Source organism: Bacteroides sp. CAG:633, assembly GCF_000435115.1.
Lineage (GTDB): Bacteria > Bacteroidota > Bacteroidia > Bacteroidales > Bacteroidaceae > Bacteroides > Bacteroides ndongoniae.
Window position 1 is genome coordinate 22,759 of sequence record NZ_FR883144.1, and the last position, 20,193, is coordinate 42,951.

14 protein-coding genes and 1 riboswitch are annotated in these 20,193 nt (G+C 44.9%); of the genes, 10 read left to right on the top strand and 4 right to left on the bottom strand.

Translation table 11 applies throughout. The features are described from left to right. From QVP67_RS13760 to QVP67_RS13770, 3 genes are all read right to left on the bottom strand, one after another. Window positions 1-1,288: efflux transporter outer membrane subunit (locus QVP67_RS13760; protein ID WP_288180228.1), on the bottom strand; the 1,288-nt coding region annotated here is incomplete at its 3' end. Continuing rightward, entirely contained in the window at window positions 1,285-4,425 is a 3,141-nt protein-coding gene (locus QVP67_RS13765; RefSeq protein ID WP_022164137.1) for an efflux RND transporter permease subunit, read from the bottom strand. The genes QVP67_RS13760 and QVP67_RS13765, both read right to left, overlap by 4 nt. Window positions 4,426-4,429: 4 nt before the next feature. Next, window positions 4,430-5,563, bottom strand: coding sequence for an efflux RND transporter periplasmic adaptor subunit (locus QVP67_RS13770; RefSeq protein WP_022164138.1), 1,134 nt, complete (start codon window positions 5,561-5,563; stop codon window positions 4,430-4,432). Window positions 5,564-5,763: 200 nt separating this feature from the next. Here QVP67_RS13770 and QVP67_RS13775 point away from each other — a divergent pair, with 200 nt between their 5' ends. Beyond that, entirely contained in the window at window positions 5,764-6,648 is an 885-nt protein-coding gene (locus tag QVP67_RS13775; protein WP_022164139.1) for a helix-turn-helix domain-containing protein, read from the top strand. Here the strand turns inward: QVP67_RS13775 and mfd are convergent, their stop codons facing one another. Further along, complete coding sequence (mfd, locus tag QVP67_RS13780; RefSeq protein ID WP_022164140.1) at window positions 6,649-10,044, bottom strand: transcription-repair coupling factor; 3,396 nt, start codon at window positions 10,042-10,044, stop codon at window positions 6,649-6,651. Window positions 10,045-10,283: 239 nt separating this feature from the next. Here mfd and QVP67_RS13785 point away from each other — a divergent pair, with 239 nt between their 5' ends. From QVP67_RS13785 to QVP67_RS13825, 9 genes are all read left to right on the top strand, one after another. Then, a complete protein-coding gene (locus tag QVP67_RS13785; RefSeq protein ID WP_022164141.1) occupies window positions 10,284-11,027 on the top strand; it encodes a polyprenol monophosphomannose synthase in 744 nt (247 codons plus the stop codon). Window positions 11,028-11,064: 37 nt separating this feature from the next. Further along, entirely contained in the window at window positions 11,065-12,414 is a 1,350-nt protein-coding gene (locus tag QVP67_RS13790) for a dihydroorotase (RefSeq protein ID WP_022164142.1), read from the top strand. Window positions 12,415-12,432: 18 nt separating this feature from the next. Continuing rightward, on the top strand, window positions 12,433-13,323 hold the full coding sequence (locus QVP67_RS13795) for a vitamin B12 dependent-methionine synthase activation domain-containing protein (RefSeq protein ID WP_022164143.1): 891 nt from the start codon (window positions 12,433-12,435) through the stop codon (window positions 13,321-13,323). 143 nt (window positions 13,324-13,466) lie between these two features. Next, a riboswitch (cobalamin riboswitch) is annotated at window positions 13,467-13,666 on the top strand. A gap of 294 nt (window positions 13,667-13,960) precedes the next feature. Next, window positions 13,961-15,418 carry a DUF5074 domain-containing protein gene (locus QVP67_RS13800; protein ID WP_022164144.1) on the top strand — a complete coding sequence of 486 codons (1,458 nt, stop codon included), beginning with the start codon at window positions 13,961-13,963 and terminating at the stop codon, window positions 15,416-15,418. Between the two features lie 20 nt (window positions 15,419-15,438). Then, entirely contained in the window at window positions 15,439-16,716 is a 1,278-nt protein-coding gene (locus QVP67_RS13805) for a DUF5074 domain-containing protein (RefSeq protein WP_022164145.1), read from the top strand. Window positions 16,717-16,999: 283 nt separating this feature from the next. Beyond that, a complete protein-coding gene (locus tag QVP67_RS13810) occupies window positions 17,000-17,485 on the top strand; it encodes an RNA polymerase sigma factor (RefSeq protein WP_022164146.1) in 486 nt (161 codons plus the stop codon). Window positions 17,486-17,489: 4 nt separating this feature from the next. Next, window positions 17,490-18,116 carry a hypothetical protein gene (locus QVP67_RS13815; protein ID WP_022164147.1) on the top strand — a complete coding sequence of 209 codons (627 nt, stop codon included), beginning with the start codon at window positions 17,490-17,492 and terminating at the stop codon, window positions 18,114-18,116. Beyond that, window positions 18,104-19,276 carry a metallophosphoesterase gene (locus tag QVP67_RS13820; protein ID WP_022164148.1) on the top strand — a complete coding sequence of 391 codons (1,173 nt, stop codon included), beginning with the start codon at window positions 18,104-18,106 and terminating at the stop codon, window positions 19,274-19,276. Before QVP67_RS13815 ends, QVP67_RS13820 begins: the two co-directional genes overlap by 13 nt. 86 nt (window positions 19,277-19,362) lie before the next feature. After that, window positions 19,363-20,124, top strand: coding sequence for a lysophospholipid acyltransferase family protein (locus QVP67_RS13825; RefSeq protein WP_022164149.1), 762 nt, complete (start codon window positions 19,363-19,365; stop codon window positions 20,122-20,124). Window positions 20,125-20,193: the final 69 nt, after the last annotated feature.

Below are 20,193 nucleotides of genomic sequence, written 5' to 3' on the forward strand. Positions count from 1 at the left end.
GTGCACTCAATAGCGACTGACGCGCCGTCAGCAATTCCAGATAAGTGGCATTGCCCGTCCGATACAAAGCTTCGGCAGTCTGCACGGTGCGTTCCAATTCGCGGCATTGCTTCTGATGACTCTCCAGACTGCGCTGTGCCGAACTTACAGCATACAAAGCATCGTTCACTTCCTGTCCGGCATCGAGCAATATCTGTTTGTAATTAAGCAAAGCTATTTGTTCTTCGTCCTTGGAGACACGCAGATTGGAAATCAGCTTGCCACGGTTGAAGATGGGTTGAGTCAACGATGCCACGGCCGACAGAATCCAACCACCCGGATTGGTCACTGCCTGACCTAAAGAATTGGTCCAACCGGCACTACCCGAAAGTGTCAGATTAGGATAGAAAGCCGAACGCGACTGGTTGGTCGTGTAATACGCATTGGCCAACGTCATCTCCGCCTGCACGACATCGGGGCGTCTGGACAGCAACCGCAGAGGCACACCCGTCTGAAACGTATCGGGGAACTGCTGTTCCTTCAGCGAGCTCCGTTCGATGGTGCGCGAAGTAATACCCAGCAAAGTGCAAAGCGTATTCTCGGCTTCGCGCTGCTGACGAAGCAAATCGTTGTGGGTAGCCTCCAGCTCGTACAAGCTGGCACGTGCCTGCGTAACGGCATTCTCAGTCTCCTCACCGACTTTCAATTTGGATTCGAGCAGACGTACCTGTTCTTTCCACACTTCCAGCGTAGACGAGCTGATGGCTATCTGCTCGTCCAGCATCAGAAGCGAATAATAATCATTGGCAATGGTAGCAATCAGATCGGAGCGGACTGCTTGCTGATAGGCCTGCTGCTGAAACAAAGTGGCTTGAGTGCCTTTCCGGGCATTGCGCAGGTTGCCAAACAGGTCTACTTCCCAACTTGCCTGGACAGGCAGCTCGTACGTTTTCACCGCCTTGCCTCCATCGCTGCTGGTCAGTGTGCCTTGAGGCGACAAAGTAAGCGAAGGCAAGAACGACAGGTTGGCAGCTCTGAGTTGTGCCTTTGCCTGGTCTAAGCGCAACCATGCGGTCTGCATATCTGTATTGTTTTCCAACCCGAAACGTATCAGCTCCTGCAACAGAGGATCCTGAAAGACCTCCTGCCAAGGCAGATCACCGAAACTGACGGAATCTTCTCCGGCCGCCATATCAACATCCCTGAACAGGCTGTCTACCGGCAGGTTGTCGGGACGTTGGTAATTGCGGTAAATGTGGCAACTGCTCAGCATTGCCATACACATTATTATATAAACTATCTTTTTCATAATTTTCTGTCTTCTTTTCGTTTACCCATAACCCGTTCTTCCAGATACTGGAAAGTAATGAAGAAAGCAGGTGTTACAAACAACAGCGCTACCGTACCTATCAGCATGCCTCCTACGGCACCTACGCCCAGCGAAGTATTACCATTGGCTCCTACACCCGAAGCAAACATCAGCGGAAGCAGACCGAATATCATGGTCAGTGCCGTCATCAGGATAGGCCTCAAACGTACGCCGGCGGCCGAAATGGCAGCCTGCGACAGCGACATGCCTTCTTTGCGCCGCTCGGTAGCATATTCGGTCAACAGGATGGCTGTCTTCGACAAAAGTCCGATCAGCATGATCAATCCTGTCTGCAAATAGATGTTGTTCTCAATCCCCCACAGGCGGGCGAACAGGAAACTTCCCATCAGTCCGAAAGGTACGGACAGAATAACAGCCATCGGGATAAACAGACTTTCGTACAGAGCACAAAGTATCAGGTAGATGAACAGAATGCAGACCCCATAGATGATGACCGTGTCGTGCGAGTTGGCCATCTGCTCTTCCTCGCGTGTCATGCCCGAAAACTCGTAACCGTAACCTGTAGGAAGCGTCTGCGCAGCCACTTCTTTCACCGCATTGATGACATCGCCCGAACTGTATCCGCTGGCAGGCATACCCTGTACATTGATAGACGAGAACATGTTGAAACGCGTCAGCGACTCGGCACCGTATGTCTTGGTCAGCGTCACAAACTGGCTGACCGGTGCCATGCCATCCGATGTCTTCACATAGATATTGTCGAGCGACTGCATCGTCTTACGGCTGTCCGACGGTGCCTGTATGATAACCCTGTACAACTTCGTGAAACGATTGAAATTGGAAGCATAAATGCTACCGAAATAGCCGGACAAGACGGACAGAACGTGTTCTGTTGTAATACCGGCCCGCTGGCATTGTGCCTCGTCCACGTCGACACGATACTGCGGGAAGCGTGCACTGAAAGAAGTATAAGCCATCTGGATTTCCGGACGTTTGTTCAGTTCTACCAGGAAATTATCTGTTACCTGGCTCAAAGCATCAATACCCTTGCCGGAACGGTCCTGCAAATACAGTTCGAAACTGTTACCCGTTCCGTAACCTGAAATCATTGGCGGCGAGAACACAAAGATATTCGCATTCTTTATGTGAGCCGTACGCCGATAGATTTCAGCCGAAATAGCATCTACACTATTCTCCTTACCCGGGCGTTCGTCCCAGTGCTTCAGCTTCACAATAAACATACCATGCGAAGCACCGCTACCGGAACCCATTCCAAAACCTGCCACCTTGTTGAAGTTCGCTATCTGCGGAATTTCCTTCAACTCTTTCTCCACCTTTTCCATAATACTTGCCGTCTCGGCCAACGTACTTCCTGCAGGAGCATCCAAGCTGACAAATATAGAGCCGGTATCCTCCGAAGGTACCAGACTGGTCTTGGTCGTTCCCATAAAATAAAACAATAACAGGACCGCAGCCGCAAACGAAGTCCATGCCAGCCATTTTCTTTTAATAAAGAATTTGGCTCCGGATTTATATTTCAACACAATGCGCTTGAAAGCCGAATCGAATGCCAGACGGAAGCGGGTCGAGAATTCCGGTTTCTTACCGTCGACCAGAATTTCGTTCGGACGAAGAATCAAAGCACAAAGGGCAGGCGAAAGCGTCAAGGCATTGATGGCCGAAATACCTACCGCCACAGCCATCGTGATACCGAACTGAGTATAGAACACTCCTGACGTACCACCCATAAACGACACCGGAACAAACACTGCCATAAACACCAGAGTCGAAGTAACGATAGCCGAAGAAATGCCACTCATGGCATCGATAGAGGCTCTGTATGGCGAACGGTAACCCTCGTCGAACCTTACCTGCACAGCTTCGACCACAATAATGGCGTCGTCGACAATCGTACCGATGGCCAACACCAATGCAAACAGCGTAAGCAGATTGATACTGAATCCTGCTATGTAAAGCACCGCAAACGTACCTATCAGCGAGACAAAGATACTGACGGTAGGGATCAGCGTAGAACGCGGATTCTGGAGGAAGACATATACAACCAACACAACCAGTATGATAGCTTCAATCAAAGTCTTGATTACTTCGTTGATAGAAGCATCAAGGAAATTCTTGGTACTCATCAGTTCCACAACTTCCACATCTTCGGGCAACGTTTCTTTCAGTTCTTCCAGAAACTTGTCTATCTCCATGATGATCTCATTGGCATTGGTTCCGGCCGTCTGATTGATCATACACGTACTGCCCGGAGCTCCGTTCACACTACCGGTATACGAATAACTCTGTGCACCCAGTTCTACGGTAGCAATGTCTTTCAGTTTCAGTACCCGACCGTCGTCCAGTGCCTTAATGACAATCTCTTCAAATTCCTGTTCCTTCTCCAGACGTCCACGATACTTCAATGTATACTGGTAGACATTCTTGGAATCCTCGCCGATAGAACCGGTCGAAGCTTCAATGTTCTGACTGGACAAGGCAGACTCCACATCGCTTGGTTCCAACTCATACTGAGCCATCACTTCAGGTTTCAGCCAGATACGCATGGCATAGTCACCACCCATCACGTTTACTTCGCCTACACCCGAGATACGCTGCAACTGCGGTTTAACGTTTATACTCAGATAATTAGTCAGGAAAGTTTCGTCATACGTCCCGTTCGGGCTATACAAACCAAAGATTTTCAGCATACTGCTCTGACGCTTCATGGTAGTTACGCCTACTTTGGTTACTTCGGCCGGCAACAAAGAAGTGGCAGTAGAGACTTTGTTCTGCACGTTGACAGCCGCCATATCCGGATCGCTTCCCTGCTTGAAGTAGACTGTAATTTCAGCACTACCCGTATTGCTGGCTGTAGAAGTCATATAAGTCATGTTCTCAACGCCGTTGATGGCTTCTTCCAGAGGTACGATCACACTCTTCTGCACAGCTTCGGCATTGGCACCACTATATGTAGTAGATACACGGATAGTAGGCGGAGCAATATCCGGATATTGTTCAACCGACAAGGCATAGAGTCCGATAAGTCCGGCCACCAGAATTACGACCGAAATCACCATGGAGAGAATCGGCCGGTCTATAAAATGCTGTAGTTTCATTATGTCAACCCTCCATATTTGTTTCGTTTGCCTGTGGCGTAGCCGATGCACTTACTACAGTGCCGTCCTTCAGCAAGCCGGCACCCTCGGACACAATCACATCGCCTTCGCTCAGTCCGCTTTCTACAATATATTCTTTTCCATCGTTTATCTCGAATACTTCAATCGGGGTCGAAACAGCTTTTCCGTCTACTACTTTATAGGCAAAAATCCGATCCTGTATTTCGTATGTTCCTCCCTGCGGGATAACGATGCATTGTTTCCGCTCATAAGGAATAACCACACTGGCTGATCCACCACTCATCAGACGTTTGCCTTTATTATCGAATACCGCCCTCAAACTGACTGTTCCGGTTGTTTTGTCGATAATGCCACTGATGACATCTACTTTTCCTTTCTGCTCGTACACCGAACCGTCATTCAGTTGTAGAGAAATTTCGGGAAATGAGGCCAACGTGCTGTCCAACGAACCGTATTGTGCTGTCAGACTCAAAACCTGTTTTTCACTTAGCGAGAAATAGACGTACATTTCCGAATTGTCCGATACACGAATCAAAGGGTCGCTCATGGAGGCGCTTACCAACGCACCGATACGGTAGGACGTCATACCCGCATAACCGTCAACCGGACTTTTTACCTCTGTATAAGAAAGATTGTTTTCGGCATCTGTCAACTCAGCCTGCGCCTGTTCCAGCAGTGCTTTGGCACTTTGATAATCGTTCTGTGCCGTACGAAGCTCAAAATCTGAAATAACTTTGTCATTAAACAACAACTGCTTTCCTTCCAACGTCTGTTTAGCAGTGGCTTCACTGGCTTGTGCCGTAGCTACAGCCGCTTTTGCCTTTTGTAAAGCTGCTTTGTAAGGTACCTGATCAATAACAAACAATACTTGCCCTTTGTGTACTTGTGCTCCTTCTTTCACCAATACCTGTGTAATGGTTCCTGAAACCTGCGGGCGAATCTCCACATCCTGCTTACCTTCGATCACAGCCGAATAGCTGACAGAGAGTTCTCTGTCCTCGGGTTTCAATGTCATTAACGGATAATCTTGTTTTCCCTGTTGCTGTAAGTTCTGCCGGCATCCCGACAAAACGGTCATGCAACATACACCTAATAAAATTACTCTTTTCACCTTCATTTTTACTCAAATTTGTTATTTTGCGAGCAAAATTATAGGCAATATCAACGAGCTTTTTGGCTATTTGGAACAAAGATTTGTCCAAAACACCCCTTATTAGATTTTGTTAGGAATCCATATGTCTATTTGACGTCTAAATTTGTCGTTAACAGACATTTTTCTGTATTTTCGCAACATAACCAACGCTTTTGAAACAGACAATGACACAAAAAGAACTATCTCTGCTATTTTCGCCTGACTGCTATATCAGCGAACAGGTACTTTTAGTTTCTCCTGCCAACTTCTATAAGCTGGAGAATCGTCTCATCGAAAATAGCCGTATATTCCTATTAGTATCAAACGGCAGTGTGAACATATCTTTAGGGAACCAGTCGTGTGAAATGAAAGCACCAGCCTACCTCGACATTTTAGACACCATGACTCTGAAAATGACAAATTTCAGCTCTGACCTACGTGCATGGTGTCTGTTCATTACCTTTGAATTTGCCTGCGAATCGCTAAAAAACTTACGTCCAGGTCCACTAAACCGAATGACCGAACGTCAGACCATTCCCATCCGTATTTTCTCTGCTCAGGATAATGCTCTTATTGAGAACCAATTATGTCTGCTGAAAGACACACTCAGCACACAGACTCATTACTATCGGCAGGAACTGGCACAACTTTACTTCAAAAGCTTTAGCCTTGAATTAGGAAACATCATGTTCGCACAAGAAAAGAATGTAGAACAGTCTGCTTCCTACATCAGCAAACAGGACCTTATCATACTAAACTTCATGAAATTGGTTTCAACTCATTTCGCAACTGAACATCAGCTCGACTTTTATGCCAATGCTTTATGCATTTCTGTAAAGCATCTGACACGTACCGTACGAAAGATGACCGGAAAGACTCCGCACACCATCATTTGTGACGAAATTCTAGGGCATGCCTTGCACATGCTCGACGACGACAGCATTCCTATCAGCCGGATTGCCGAAGAACTGCACTTTGCCGATCAGGCTTCTTTTTGCAAATTCTTCAAAGCGCAAAAAAAGAAGTCTCCCATGGAATATCGGAGAAGGAACCACACGGACCTCCCCTGATTATTCCTCGACCTGCATGGCAAACATTTCCTGCAATACGTGAACAGCTTCCTCTACCGAAGTGACGTCTTTAACCTGCATACTGCGTTTTCCGTTCTGCTCACGCAAATCGCAACGACGGGTATACTTCATCATGTAAGAAATAACCTTACCAAAGGCCTGGCTCTGATAATACGGACTATCAGGTATGGAGACGAAGAACAAAGTCATACGCCCTCCTTTTAAAAATACCTTTTCCGCACCAAGTCGGGCAGCCAGACGACGTAAAGGAACAATGCGGAGCAGTTCCTGCGTCTCAGGAGGAATTGGACCGAAACGGTCTTCCAGACGTGAGCGGAAGGCCTCCACGTCTTTGTCCAATACCAGACCGTCCAATTCGCGATAGAGCAACATACGTTCGCTACTACCTGTCACATAATCGGCAGGTAACAATAATTCCAAATCGCTCTCAACCTGGCATTCATCCACAAACTGTTCACCAGTAATCTGTCCGCTTCCGTCGGCAGCTTGCTGTTCTTCTGCCATCAGATCGGAAAACTCTTCATTCTTCAGCTCGCGAACGGCCTCGGTCAGAATCTTCTGATAAGTTTCATAACCCAAATCGGCAATGAAACCACTCTGTTCAGCTCCCAGCATATTGCCTGCCCCCCGAATGTCGAGATCCTGCATAGCAATGTGTATACCACTTCCTAAATCGGAGAAGTTCTCAATAGCCTGCAACCGGCGTTTAGCCTCAGGAGTCAACGACGACAAAGGAGGAGCGAGCAGATAACAGAAAGCCTTCTTGTTGCTCCGTCCTACCCGGCCACGCATCTGATGCAAGTCACTCAGCCCGAAGTTCTGTGCCTGATTGATAATAATCGTATTGGCATTGGGTATGTCAATACCACTTTCGATAATGGTAGTCGCTATCAGGACATCATAATCATAGTTCACAAAATCCAGTATAATTTTCTCCAGTTCGGCGGGTTCCATCTGTCCGTGACCGATGCAAATCCGGCAATCCGGAATGTTGCGTTCGATCATGGCCTTCAGTTCCACCAAATTGGAAATACGATTGTTCACGAAAAAGACCTGTCCGTTACGGCTCATCTCAAAATTAATGGCATCCGTTATCACTTCTTCATTGAAAGTATGCACTTCGGTTTGCACCGGATAACGGTTGGGTGGAGGTGTTTGTATAACCGACAAATCTCTCGCTCCCATCAGCGAGAACTGCAAAGTTCGGGGAATAGGAGTAGCAGTCATGGTCAATGTGTCTACATTAACCTTCAATTGACGCAGTTTTTCCTTTACACTAACCCCAAATTTCTGCTCTTCATCAATAATGAGCAATCCCAAATCCTTGAACTTTACATCCTTACCCAAGATACGGTGTGTGCCTATCAGAATATTTACTTCTCCCGCAGCCAAACCCTTGATAACCGCTCTGGTCTGTGCCGATGTGCGGGCACGACTCAGATATTCGACTTTACAAGGCAACTCTTTCAAGCGTTCTTTAAAAGTCTGAAAATGCTGGTATGCCAATACCGTTGTCGGTACCAGCACAGCTACCTGCTTATTATCGGCCACAGCTTTAAAAGCCGCACGTATAGCTACTTCCGTCTTACCGAAGCCAACATCGCCACACACCAGACGGTCCATCGGACGGGCACTCTCCATATCGGCTTTCACCTCAGCAGTAGCTTTGCTTTGGTCGGGAGTATCCTCATAAAGGAAAGAAGCTTCGAGTTCGCGTTGCAGAAAACTGTCGGGGCTGAACTGGAATCCTTTCTCCTCGCGACGTTGTGAATAAAGTTTGATCAGGTCACGGGCAATGTCTTTGATTTTAGTCTTGGTGCGGTCTTTCAACTTCTCCCAAGCACCAGTTCCTAGTTTGTTCAGACGAGGTGCCTCTCCTTCCTTTCCCTTGTATTTGGATACTTTATGCAAAGAATGAATAGAAACAAACACAACATCGTCATTCTGATAAACCAGTTTCATTACCTCTTGCGTAGTGTCGCCATTAGGTATACGCACCAACCCAGCAAAACGTCCTACTCCATGATCAGTATGCACTACATAGTCACCCGGAGTAAACTGATTCAGTTCTTTCAGGCTAAGTGCCACTTTTCCACCGCGTGCCTTATCGCTTTTCAGATTATACTTATGAAAACGGTCAAAGAGCTGATGATCGGTAAAAACGCACAAATGCAAATCATTATCGGCAAAACCTTCATGCAAAGTACGCTCTACTGCCGTAAAGGAAATGTTATCGCCACGATCTTCAAAGATAGCCCGAATACGATCAGTCTGCCTTGTACTGTCACTACATATATAAATAGTATAGCCATTAGCGATATATTCTTTAAAGCTTTGTGCTACAAGATCAAAATTCTTGTGGAAGATAGGCTGAGCCGAAGTGCTGAAGTTCAAAACAGCATTGGGAGTCCCTGTCGGTTTATTGCCAAACTCCATCCGTCTGAAATCAAGAGCCCGTACCGTAAACTCACCTCCGTCTATTAATTTTCCATCCAGTCTGATGGCTCCGTTTTCTTCCGCTTCGCGGGCTGCAATTGCCTGCGGTGTCAACGACTCGTCGTGTACATTCTGTATACGTTCGCGCAACCAGAGGAAATCGCGCATGGCCAACACTGTATCAGCTTGCAGAAAATCGAGCAGAGATACCATCCCACCATTTCCTCCATCTTCCAGATTATGACTTAAGTCGGGAACAATGACTATGCTTTCTTTTTTTTCTTTCGACAGCTGTGTCTCTACTTCAAACGTACGGATACTTTCCACTTCGTCACCGAAAAAGTCGATACGGAAGGGATACTCGGATGAGAAGGAAAACACATCTATAATACTTCCGCGCACTGCATATTGCCCAGGTTCGTAAACGTAATCGACATATTCAAAACCATAATTCCGCAATACCTCTCGAACAAAGTCCATATCGACTTTTTCTCCGACATGCAGTTTCAGCGTTTTGTCATCCAATTCCTTGCGTGAAACCACTTTTTCAGCTAAAGCATCAGGATAGGTCACTACACATACATACTTTCCGTCTTTCTCCAAACGGCTCAACACTTCGGTACGCAATATCTCATTGGCAGCATCCTTCTGACCATATTTAATAGCGCGCCGAAACGATGAAGGGAAAAACAGCACATCATCCGAGCCCAATATTTGCACCAAATCATGATAAAAATAGCCCGCTTCTTCCAAATCGCCCAGGACAAAAACGAACGGGCACTCGGCCTGCTGTACAATTGTCGAAGCAAACAGCGAAGCAGACGAAGCGCATAAACCGTTACAGTACAAATGTCTGACCGAAGAATCTTTTAATAATCGAATCATGCCCTCCACATTAGGATGAGCGGCATAAAGTTGCTGAAGTTCAGTAATAGTCATTGTCATCACACTAATTCGAGCACAAAAATACGAAATAATCCACGCGTTTTATTCGTCAATGACGGAAAAAACAGTATTTTTGTTCTCATTAAAGGTACGACAGACACGAAGATTCGTACAAGGGAAAAAGACTTTGTGATTTCTGTCTTTGTATCTGTAACAAAAAGTAAACAATGCTAAAGCTGAATAACGGATAAATTCAGCAACCATATAATAACCGAAACAAACTCAAAGGTGATATGCAGACATCAGACAGTATAGTTATCATTCCGACCTACAACGAACGGGAAAACATTGAAAACATCATCCGTGCCGTCTTCAGCCTCGAACATGGGTTTCACATCCTCGTGATTGAAGATGGTTCGCCCGATGGCACTGCTTCGATTGTACGTACACTCCAGCAAGAGTTTCCCGAACGCCTTTTCATGGTAGAACGTCGGGGAAAGCTGGGATTAGGTACCGCTTACATTGCCGGATTCAAGTGGGCACTCGAACACAACTACGAATATATTTTCGAGATGGATGCCGACTTCAGCCACAATCCCAAAGATCTGCCACGCCTGTACGAAGCCTGTGCCAAGAATGGTGCAGATGTTTCCATCGGCTCACGCTACGTCAGCGGAGTCAATGTTGTAAACTGGCCTATGGGGCGCGTGCTGATGTCTTACTTTGCGTCCAAATATGTCCGTATTATCACCGGTCTGCCTATCCACGACACCACAGCTGGATTTGTATGCTATCGCCGTAAGGTATTAGAGACCATTCAGCTTGACAGTATACGCTTTAAAGGATACGCTTTTCAGATAGAAATGAAATTCACAGCCTACAAATGTGGATTCCAGATCAAAGAAGTTCCGGTTATCTTCATCAACCGCGAATTGGGGACTTCTAAAATGAACAGCAGTATCTTTGGCGAAGCTGTCTTCGGAGTAATCCGTCTAAAGTGGGACAGTTGGTTCAAAAAATATCCGAAAGGAAAATGATTAATAAACATCAGAGAAACGCTCAACGACCATCAAAATGAAACGTACTCTTATACATAATGCCCTTATCGTCAACGAAGGAGAAACCGTACAAGGTTCTATAGTTATCAGCGATCAGGGCTACATCACCGAAGTGCTGACACACGGAAAACCTCTTTCTGCTCCTTGCGATGAAACCATTGATGCTACCGGATGTTATTTGCTTCCCGGAGTTATCGATGACCACGTACATTTCCGCGATCCGGGACTGACACACAAAGCCGACATATTAAGCGAAAGCCGTGCTGCAGCTGCCGGCGGTGTAACCAGCATCATGGACATGCCCAATACCAGTCCGCAGACTGTTACGCTGGATGCACTGAACGCCAAGCTGGACTTGCTGAACGAGAAATGTATTGTCAATCATTCTTGTTACTTTGGAGCAACCAACAATAATTATACAGAATTTGAAAAACTGGATCGCAATCGTATATGTGGTATCAAGCTTTTTATGGGCTCTAGTACAGGGAATATGCTGGTAGACCGTCAGGAAAGTCTGCGAAATATATTCAGAAGTACAAACATGCTCATCGCCGTCCATTGCGAAGATCCGGCAATCATACGCCTAAACACGGAAAAATACAAAGCCCAATACGCGGATGCAGATGATATACCCGTCAATAAACATCCCAACATCCGTTCCTCGGCAGCCTGTTATGCTTCATCGCACTTGGCTGTACAGCTGGCAAAAGAAACCGGAGCACGACTGCATGTACTCCATCTGTCTACCGCACGCGAACTTAAATTGCTCGAATCCGGTTCTGTCAGCAGCAAGAAAATTACAGGTGAAGCCTGTGTCGCCCACTTGCTTTTCAGCCAGTCCGACTACCGCACACTGAACACTCTTATCAAATGTAACCCGGCCGTCAAGTCCAAAGCTGACCGCGATGCCTTGCGTGCCGCTATCAATGACGATGTAATCGACGTAATTGCTACCGATCATGCCCCTCACCTCATCACGGAGAAAAAAGGAGGTGCCTTAAAAGCTATGTCGGGTATGCCTATGATACAATTCTCGCTTGTCAGCATGCTGCAACTGGTCAATGAGGGAGTTTTCACGATCGAAAAGGTCGTACAGAAAATGTGTCATGCTCCAGCTCAGTTATACGGCATTCATGAGCGAGGTTTTATTCGTGAAGGATACCGAGCCGACCTGGTATTAGTAAGACCTGAATCTCCCTGGACATTGGAAAAACACCTCATTCAAAGCAAATGTGGCTGGAGTCCGCTCGAAGGACGCAGTTTTGACTGGAAAGTGGAAAGAACATTTGTCAATGGATATACTGTCTACACTGAAGAACAGGTCGACGACAGTTACCGTGGAGAAGAATTACGTTTTGAACGATAATCTTTTTAATGCCAAAACATGATACTGACTTACCGTATCCGCGACATAGTCCCCTACATCAATTGGATCTACTTTTTCCATGCTTGGGGATTCCAGCCCCGTTTTGCCGGAATAGCCAATATCCACGGATGCGATTCTTGCCGTGCCATGTGGCTGGCATCCTTCCCCGAGAGCGAACGTAGTAAAGCAGCCGAGGCTATGCAACTCCATAAAGAAGCTTGCCGAATGCTTGAGCGTTTTGACGAAGAAGGATATACAGCGCGTAGCCTTTTCAGACTATGCCGTGCCAATTCAGACGGAGATAACATCATAATTGAAGACATTCTCTTCCCCCTTCTTCGGCAACAAACACCACATGCCGACGGGAGTCCTTATCTCTGTCTAAGCGACTTTATCCGCCCTTTATCATCAGGCATTGCCGATACAATTGGACTCTTTGCTTCCACAGCTGGCCAAGATGCAGAAACCCACTTTAGCCAGGACCCTTACCAACACCTGTTAGCACAAACTTTAGCTGACCGACTGGCCGAAGCTGCAACCGAAAAGATGCACGAATATGTACGCAAATATGCATGGGGATATGCCCCAGACGAATCATTGAGCATGGATGAGTTATTGGCAGAGAAATTCCAAGGCATCCGGCCAGCAGTAGGTTATCCTTCATTGCCCGATCAATCAGTCAGCTTTCTGCTGGACAAACTGCTGCAAATGGAACAAATCGGAATTACCCTCACTGAAAATGGAGCCATGCATCCCCATGCTTCGGTCTGCGGTCTCATGCTATCCCACCCTGAAGCATGCTATTTTTCAGTAGGGACAATCGACCAAGAGCAACTGGCAGACTACGCCCAACGTCGCGGGATTCCTATTAATGAAATGCGTAAGTACCTGTCCACTCGTCATTTATAGTCTATTGGATACATTCTATCTATACCTGCAGCATGGCTCTCCTCCCAAAATGTTTCTCTTTCCAAAAGTTTTTTAAATCAATACTTCGGTAAATTTTTACCGATAAATAAAAATAAAACAATAGATTAGCTTCATATATTCTCTTTATCTTTGCGGCCGATTGGTTCTGTGTAGCCGTTCGGCTTCATGGATTAAAAGGGAATCGGGTGAAAGTCCCGAACAGTCCCGCTGCTGTGAAACTCTTTTTGTAACGCTTTGACAAATACTTATGCCACTGGGTAAAACCGGAAAGGGGTCAAAGGCGAGAGTCAGTCAGAAGACCTGCCATCATTTAAGATAAATCGGACGCGAGGACAGTTCGATTTGGTGCATTAGCAGAATGCTGGATAATTTTTTAGTGTTTGCATATCCTTCAATTCGGGATATGAATTATTGTGCCCTGTATAATTTGCATTATTGTAAGATTACCGGTCACATTTTCAAATCATATCATCAACATGATATGTGATTTGTTGTGATTATATGGCTATATCTATATGTCAGACAAGTCTTCAAGAAACACTTAAACTTTCTCCAACTGTTGATTTTAAAAAGCTATTTTATTAATAATCAATTATTAATCTAAATCAAAAAAGTAATGAAAGTTTTATTTAACATGAGGCTGAAGACACTATGGGCCGTCATTTTATTTGTTAACGTATTGTTTTTTACAAACTGTAGTGACGATAAGGATTCCCCTGTAGCACTTGCGCCAGAATTCGAATGGATAACCCAACTTGATGAGACCACCCCTTTCTTTGTCATACCTGGACAAAGCTATCAATTAGAATATTCTGCCCAAAATGCGAATGCAATAAACATTGCCACACTACCCGAAGGCTGGAACGCACAAGTAGACGAACCTAACCACTCCATCAGTATACAAGCTTCTGAAAATGCAGTATCGAAAATTACATTGACAGTAAACGTACAAGGAGAAGGCGAACAAAAAATTTCATCAAAGGTTGACTTATACTGTTTAAACTCATTTGATGACCCTAACGGAACTTTTGTATTGAATGAAGGTAACATGACAACCGAAAACGGTTCGCTGACGTACATCACTCCTGAAGGCTATGTCATCGATGATGCTTATAAAGCTGTCAATGGTACCGAACTTGGCAACGTTGCACAAGACATGGCCTTTTGCGACGGAAAGATCTATATAATTTCACAAAACGGAGACATGAATGCCGTAGGCAGCCACTTCGACAACGACGGAATGCTGATAGTAGTAAACGCCAAAACATTAAAAAAAGAAATAGCATTCAGCAATGCCGAACTTCCTGGAATAGATTGGCCAAGCCACATTGCCGTCATTGATGAGCAACACGTATACATTCGAGACAATGAAGGAATTAAACATCTGGATATGTCTTCAAAAGAATTGAAATTTGTAGAAGGAACCGAACAAGCCCCAAAATCTCAGTTTTTCACCAGAGATGGAAAGGTTTATACATACAAACCAGGATTAATCAGCGGTATCATTGAAATTACGCCAGAGGACGACTCTGTGAAAAAAATACTTTTCCCATATACCCTCTCGTGCCAAATCAACACGGTACTGGGTATTAAGCCTGCCGACGACGGCGATATATGGGTCATGTCGTTCGGTGCCGGTAAGAGCGCCATCAGCAAATTTAATCCGACAACCCGCGAAACTATACAACGTCAAATAAGTGTTCAGCCTTCGGTTGGCTCATCTGGTATGGGTTTCGCTGTTAAAGGAAACACTTTTTACTACGCTGATGGAACAACAATCTACCAGATGAATTTCAATGATGATCCAGAACTGGATGAAACAAGCGGACTTGATTCTGAAGAAATTCTTTGTGACTTGAATACCTTAGACAATAATGCAGGAATGCTTTACAATAACATAGCTGTTCATCCTAAAACTGGACAGGTATACATCAACACCATCAAATCATATGCCCAGCTCCAAACCAACCAGATATGGGCATTCGATTTTAACGCAAGTAAGGATGCCCCTGCTGCCAAATACGAAAATTATACAAACTTCCCTGCCGGATGTTATTTCTATCCCGAAAATTAATTGATAAAGAGACTTGAAAGATGAAAATAAATAAAACAATCATGATGGCTTGTATAGCCAGCTTCTGTACACTGAGTTTGGTGACCGGATGTTCTTCCGATACGATTGATGAAACTCCCGGCGATTCCGACAACTCCAACGACGAGACAACCTATCTGGACGGATATGCCCATCCGGATGGAGTGATAATCCTGAACCAGGGAGCACGTGTCTCACAAAACAGTACTATCACCTATATCAGCCCAGAAGGTACTATTGAAGAAAACAGCTATAAAAAAGTGAATGGAACCGCCTTTGGAAATGAAGCTCAAGATCTTTATATGTATAATGGAAAAATCTACCTGATAAGTAACGGCATCTACAGTCCTAATGGTGAAGAAGGAGATGGAGTACTGGTTATAGCCGATGCTGTCACTTTAAAACGGGAAAAAGCATATAAAATGGATGAGCTCAAGTTTCATCGTCCTGAAGGAAGCCTTGATCCAGAAGAAATGATGCCGATCACTACCCCTCTTGAGAATATTGCAGTTCTCGACGAACAAAATATTTTCTTTTCTGATGAACAAGGCGTATTCCGCTTCGACAGTACTACGGGAGATTTGAACATCATCGAAGGCTCCTTCCATTTCGGCAACCAAGGCAATACGGTAGAAGGAGTAGCCAGTACCCGAGGTATTATTCGTGTAGGAGACCACCTGTATTGTGGCGGCGGAGGTTTCTGGGAAACCACACGCCTGATTGAGTTTTCGAAAGGCATGAACAAAGTAAGCCGTGTATTGCCTGATCTGAAAGGAGATTTTATCAGCGGCATTTGCCAGACTGGCGAACGTGAAGTAATGTTAGCTACTTGTGGCAGAGGAGGTGAAAAGAAAAGCTATTTATATTTTGTTGATTTGGATAAATGGGAAATTACGAAAGAGAAACAGATTGCAGAAGATATTTCAGCCGAATTCTTCAACACTCCCGGCATTGCAGTGGCTGGCGACTATCTGTATTATGCAGCTGGCAGTACAACAGTGAGACGTCTGTCACTTAGTACCTGGAAAGCTGTTGACTACATTGATACAAAACAAGATGCTCCTGATGGCGAGTATCTGAACTGTAATGTAGCTGTTGATCCTACGAACCAATACTTATATATTGCTGTATCAAATGCCTACAGCGAAAGCGAAATCCCCACTAAAAATTATCTGTTAATATACGATTGCAGTGGTGAAACATCCAAATTGGTTAAAAAGATCGAAAACCAGACCTGCTACCCCATTGGAGTTTTTCCTATGAGAAAGTTCTATAACTGATTTTAGAGTTCTCTCATGAATATTATGAAAAAAGCCCAAACAATCCCTGTTTTGGACTTAATCTTCAACAATCCTTCATAACACTTTTTCCTAATCTGCAAGGTTCACCATTCTTGGATAGAACCTTGCAGATTTTTTCACAAATTATGTTACCTCAATATGGTTTTCAGCATTATCTTTCTATCTTTGCCACAACGTTTTTTCTCCGTATTGTGATTTTTACCGACATAATACTACTAATAGAGTACAAAGTAAATAAGCAAAAACTGATACAGGAAAAGGAATGGATCATGTAGAGCAAGAATTCGTAACTCTCATACAGGAATATGAGCGTGTCATTTATAAAGTGTGCTATCTGTACACTACACCTCATGCTACCCTTAACGATCTGTATCAGGAAGTAGTTATCAACCTGTGGAAGGCTTATCCCAAGTTTCGAAACGAATGTAAAATTTCGACTTGGATCTACCGTATAGCCTTGAATACTTGCATCAGTTTTATCCGTAAAGAAAAAAACATTCCCGAAATTGTGACGCTGTCACAAATAGCCGACCGAATAGAAGAAACTGATGAAACACAGGTTATGCTAAAACGGTTATATAGCATGATCAACCGTTTGGGACAATTGGAAAAATCGATCGTGCTTCTCTATTTAGAAGATAAAAGCTACGAGGAAATTGCAGAAATTACCGGATTGACCTTAACCAATGTAGCGACCAAATTAAGCCGGATAAAAGACAAACTGAGGAAAATGAACAAGGAGGAATAGACATATGAATTTGGAGGAACTGAAAAAATCGTGGAACACATTGGATCAACAACTACAAAAAGAACAGATTGCCAATGGAAAACAAATCAAGGAACTCATCGAAGGCTGTAAGTCTGGGACAAAACGAAGCATAAGCCGGATTTTAGGACTACAACGCATTTCGATGGTAACAGGTGGTATTGTTCTATTGCTGCTTGGAGTGGCTCTGATCGTAATGCCTGTCGTACTGGACGATTCAGACATGAGAGCCAGAATCTCACTGTTTCTGTTGTTTATCGGCGTCAGCATCGTCATTGGTATCTGGTGGGACTGGAAAACCTATCGTTGGAATAAACAGACTCACATTGACGAGATGTCTGTAGCCGAAGTAAGCCGACGCATGACAACTTTCCGACAGTGGACCCGCAACGAAATCATAGCCCTCTGCATCTGGGTAGTCGTATTCAATGCTTTCAACTACTGGGTGATGGGCTATCATCTGAAATCCATCGGAACACAAGTCGTCATCATATCAGCTTTCACTGCTATAGATATACTGATTATCTGCATCTTATATAAAAAAGGAATTTATCAGCATCTAGACAACATCAAAAAGAACATAGAAGAACTGAAAGACATATGCACCGAATAACACTTTTACTGGCCATTTTTCTGTTGATACCCGATGTGTACATCTACCTGGTACACATCGTAAAAAAGACTCAAAATATCCGAATACGACTTTCTTATTGGATGCCCACTCTGCTATTATCAGCCATTTATGTCTATTACATGTATCTGAGTGGTGACAATGCCTTGTCCAACCATACTCATAGCATCGGACGGCTGGCGGTAGGTATCATGCTATTTGCCGTTCCCAAAACCCTCTTCATGCTCTGCTCTTTAGTTGGCTTACTGGTAAATTTTATCATCCGCCGCTGCCCTCGTCTACCGTTTAACATTATAGGTTTACTACTTGCTGCCATTAGTTTTGGCAACATCATCTACGGTGCCCTGTTTGGCATCAAACAGTTTGAAGTAAAACAGGTGGAATACAGTTCCCGACACCTACCCGCTGCTTTCAACGGCTACCGCATTGCACAAATATCAGACATTCACATCGGAAGTTGGGAGAAAGATCCCGCCTCCATACAAAAACTGGTAGATATAGTCAACGCCCAAAAGGCCGATATGATAGTCTTTACTGGTGACTTGGTCAACCAGCAAAGTCACGAACTGGACGGTTTCCAAGAGATTCTGTCACAGCTCCATGCACCTGATGGCGTTTACTCTGTATTAGGTAATCACGACTACGGAACCTACTACCGCTGGCCTACTGCCGATGACGAAAAGCAAAACCTGAACTACCTTATAGAACAGCAAAAAGCCATGGGATGGAAACTGCTGAACAACGAACATGCCATCATACGGCACAACGGTGACAGCATTGCCCTGATAGGTGTAGAAAACGACGGTGAGCCTCCCTTCCCGCAACATGCCGATTTGCCGCATGCCATAAAAGGAACCGAAGGCATGTTCAGTGTCCTGCTAAGCCACAATCCTACACATTGGCGTCGGGAAGTATTGCCAAAATCCAATATCGAGCTAATGCTGTCCGGACATACACATGCCATGCAGATGATTCTATTCGGACATTCGCTGGCTACCTTGAAATACCCCGAGTGGAAAGGCATGTATTACGAAGGCGAGCGTGCCTTGTATGTCAATATCGGCATTGGGTATGTAGGATTACCTTTCAGGTTCGGTGCCTGGCCCGAAATCACGGTCATCGAACTGAAACAGAAAGAATGACAAGAAAAAAATCACTTTGGTATTCCCATTATCCATTATTCGATATTATCTTTGCATCCGGAAATACTGATAAATCAAAGAAGAATATGAGGATACTCTACAACATCTACCAAGTATGCTTTGCGTTGCCTGTCCTGCTGGTACTTACTATCCTGACCGCACTGGTTACCATCGTTGGCTCTCTGATCGGAGGAGCACATTTTTGGGGCTACTACCCTGGTAAAATATGGTCGCGCCTGACTTGTTATCTGCTATTGATTCCGGTAGAAGTTAAAGGTAGAGAAAAAGTACACAAGCACACCTCGTACGTTTTTGTACCCAATCATCAGGGAGCTTTTGATATTTTCCTGATATATGGTTTCCTCGGACGCAACTTCAAGTGGATGATGAAAAAGAGCCTGCGGAAAATTCCTTTTGTAGGCAAAGCTTGCGAAAGCGCCGGACACATCTTCGTAGATCGCAGCAATCCCAAAAAGATATTGGCAACTATGCGTCAGGCCGAATCTTCACTGACCAATGGCGTATCATTGGTTGTATTTCCGGAAGGAGCACGTACCTTCACAGGCCACATGGGCTACTTCAAACGAGGTGCTTTCCAGCTGGCTGACGATCTTCAACTGGCAGTCGTTCCCGTAACGATCGACGGCTCGTTCGAAATACTTCCCCGTACAGGCAAATGGATACACCGCCATCGGCTGATACTAACCATACACGATCCAATCCCTCCCAAGGGAAAAGGACCTGAAAACATCAAAGCTACCTTGTCCGAAGCTTATGCCGCTGTCGAAAGTGCCCTACCCGAAAGATATAAGGGAATGGTTAAAAATCTGGACCAGGAAGTCCATTAAAAGAACAGCCTAAAAACAGTCGCCTATTAGAAAAAAAATATGAGGGTGTGTCGTAATACGCGATTCACC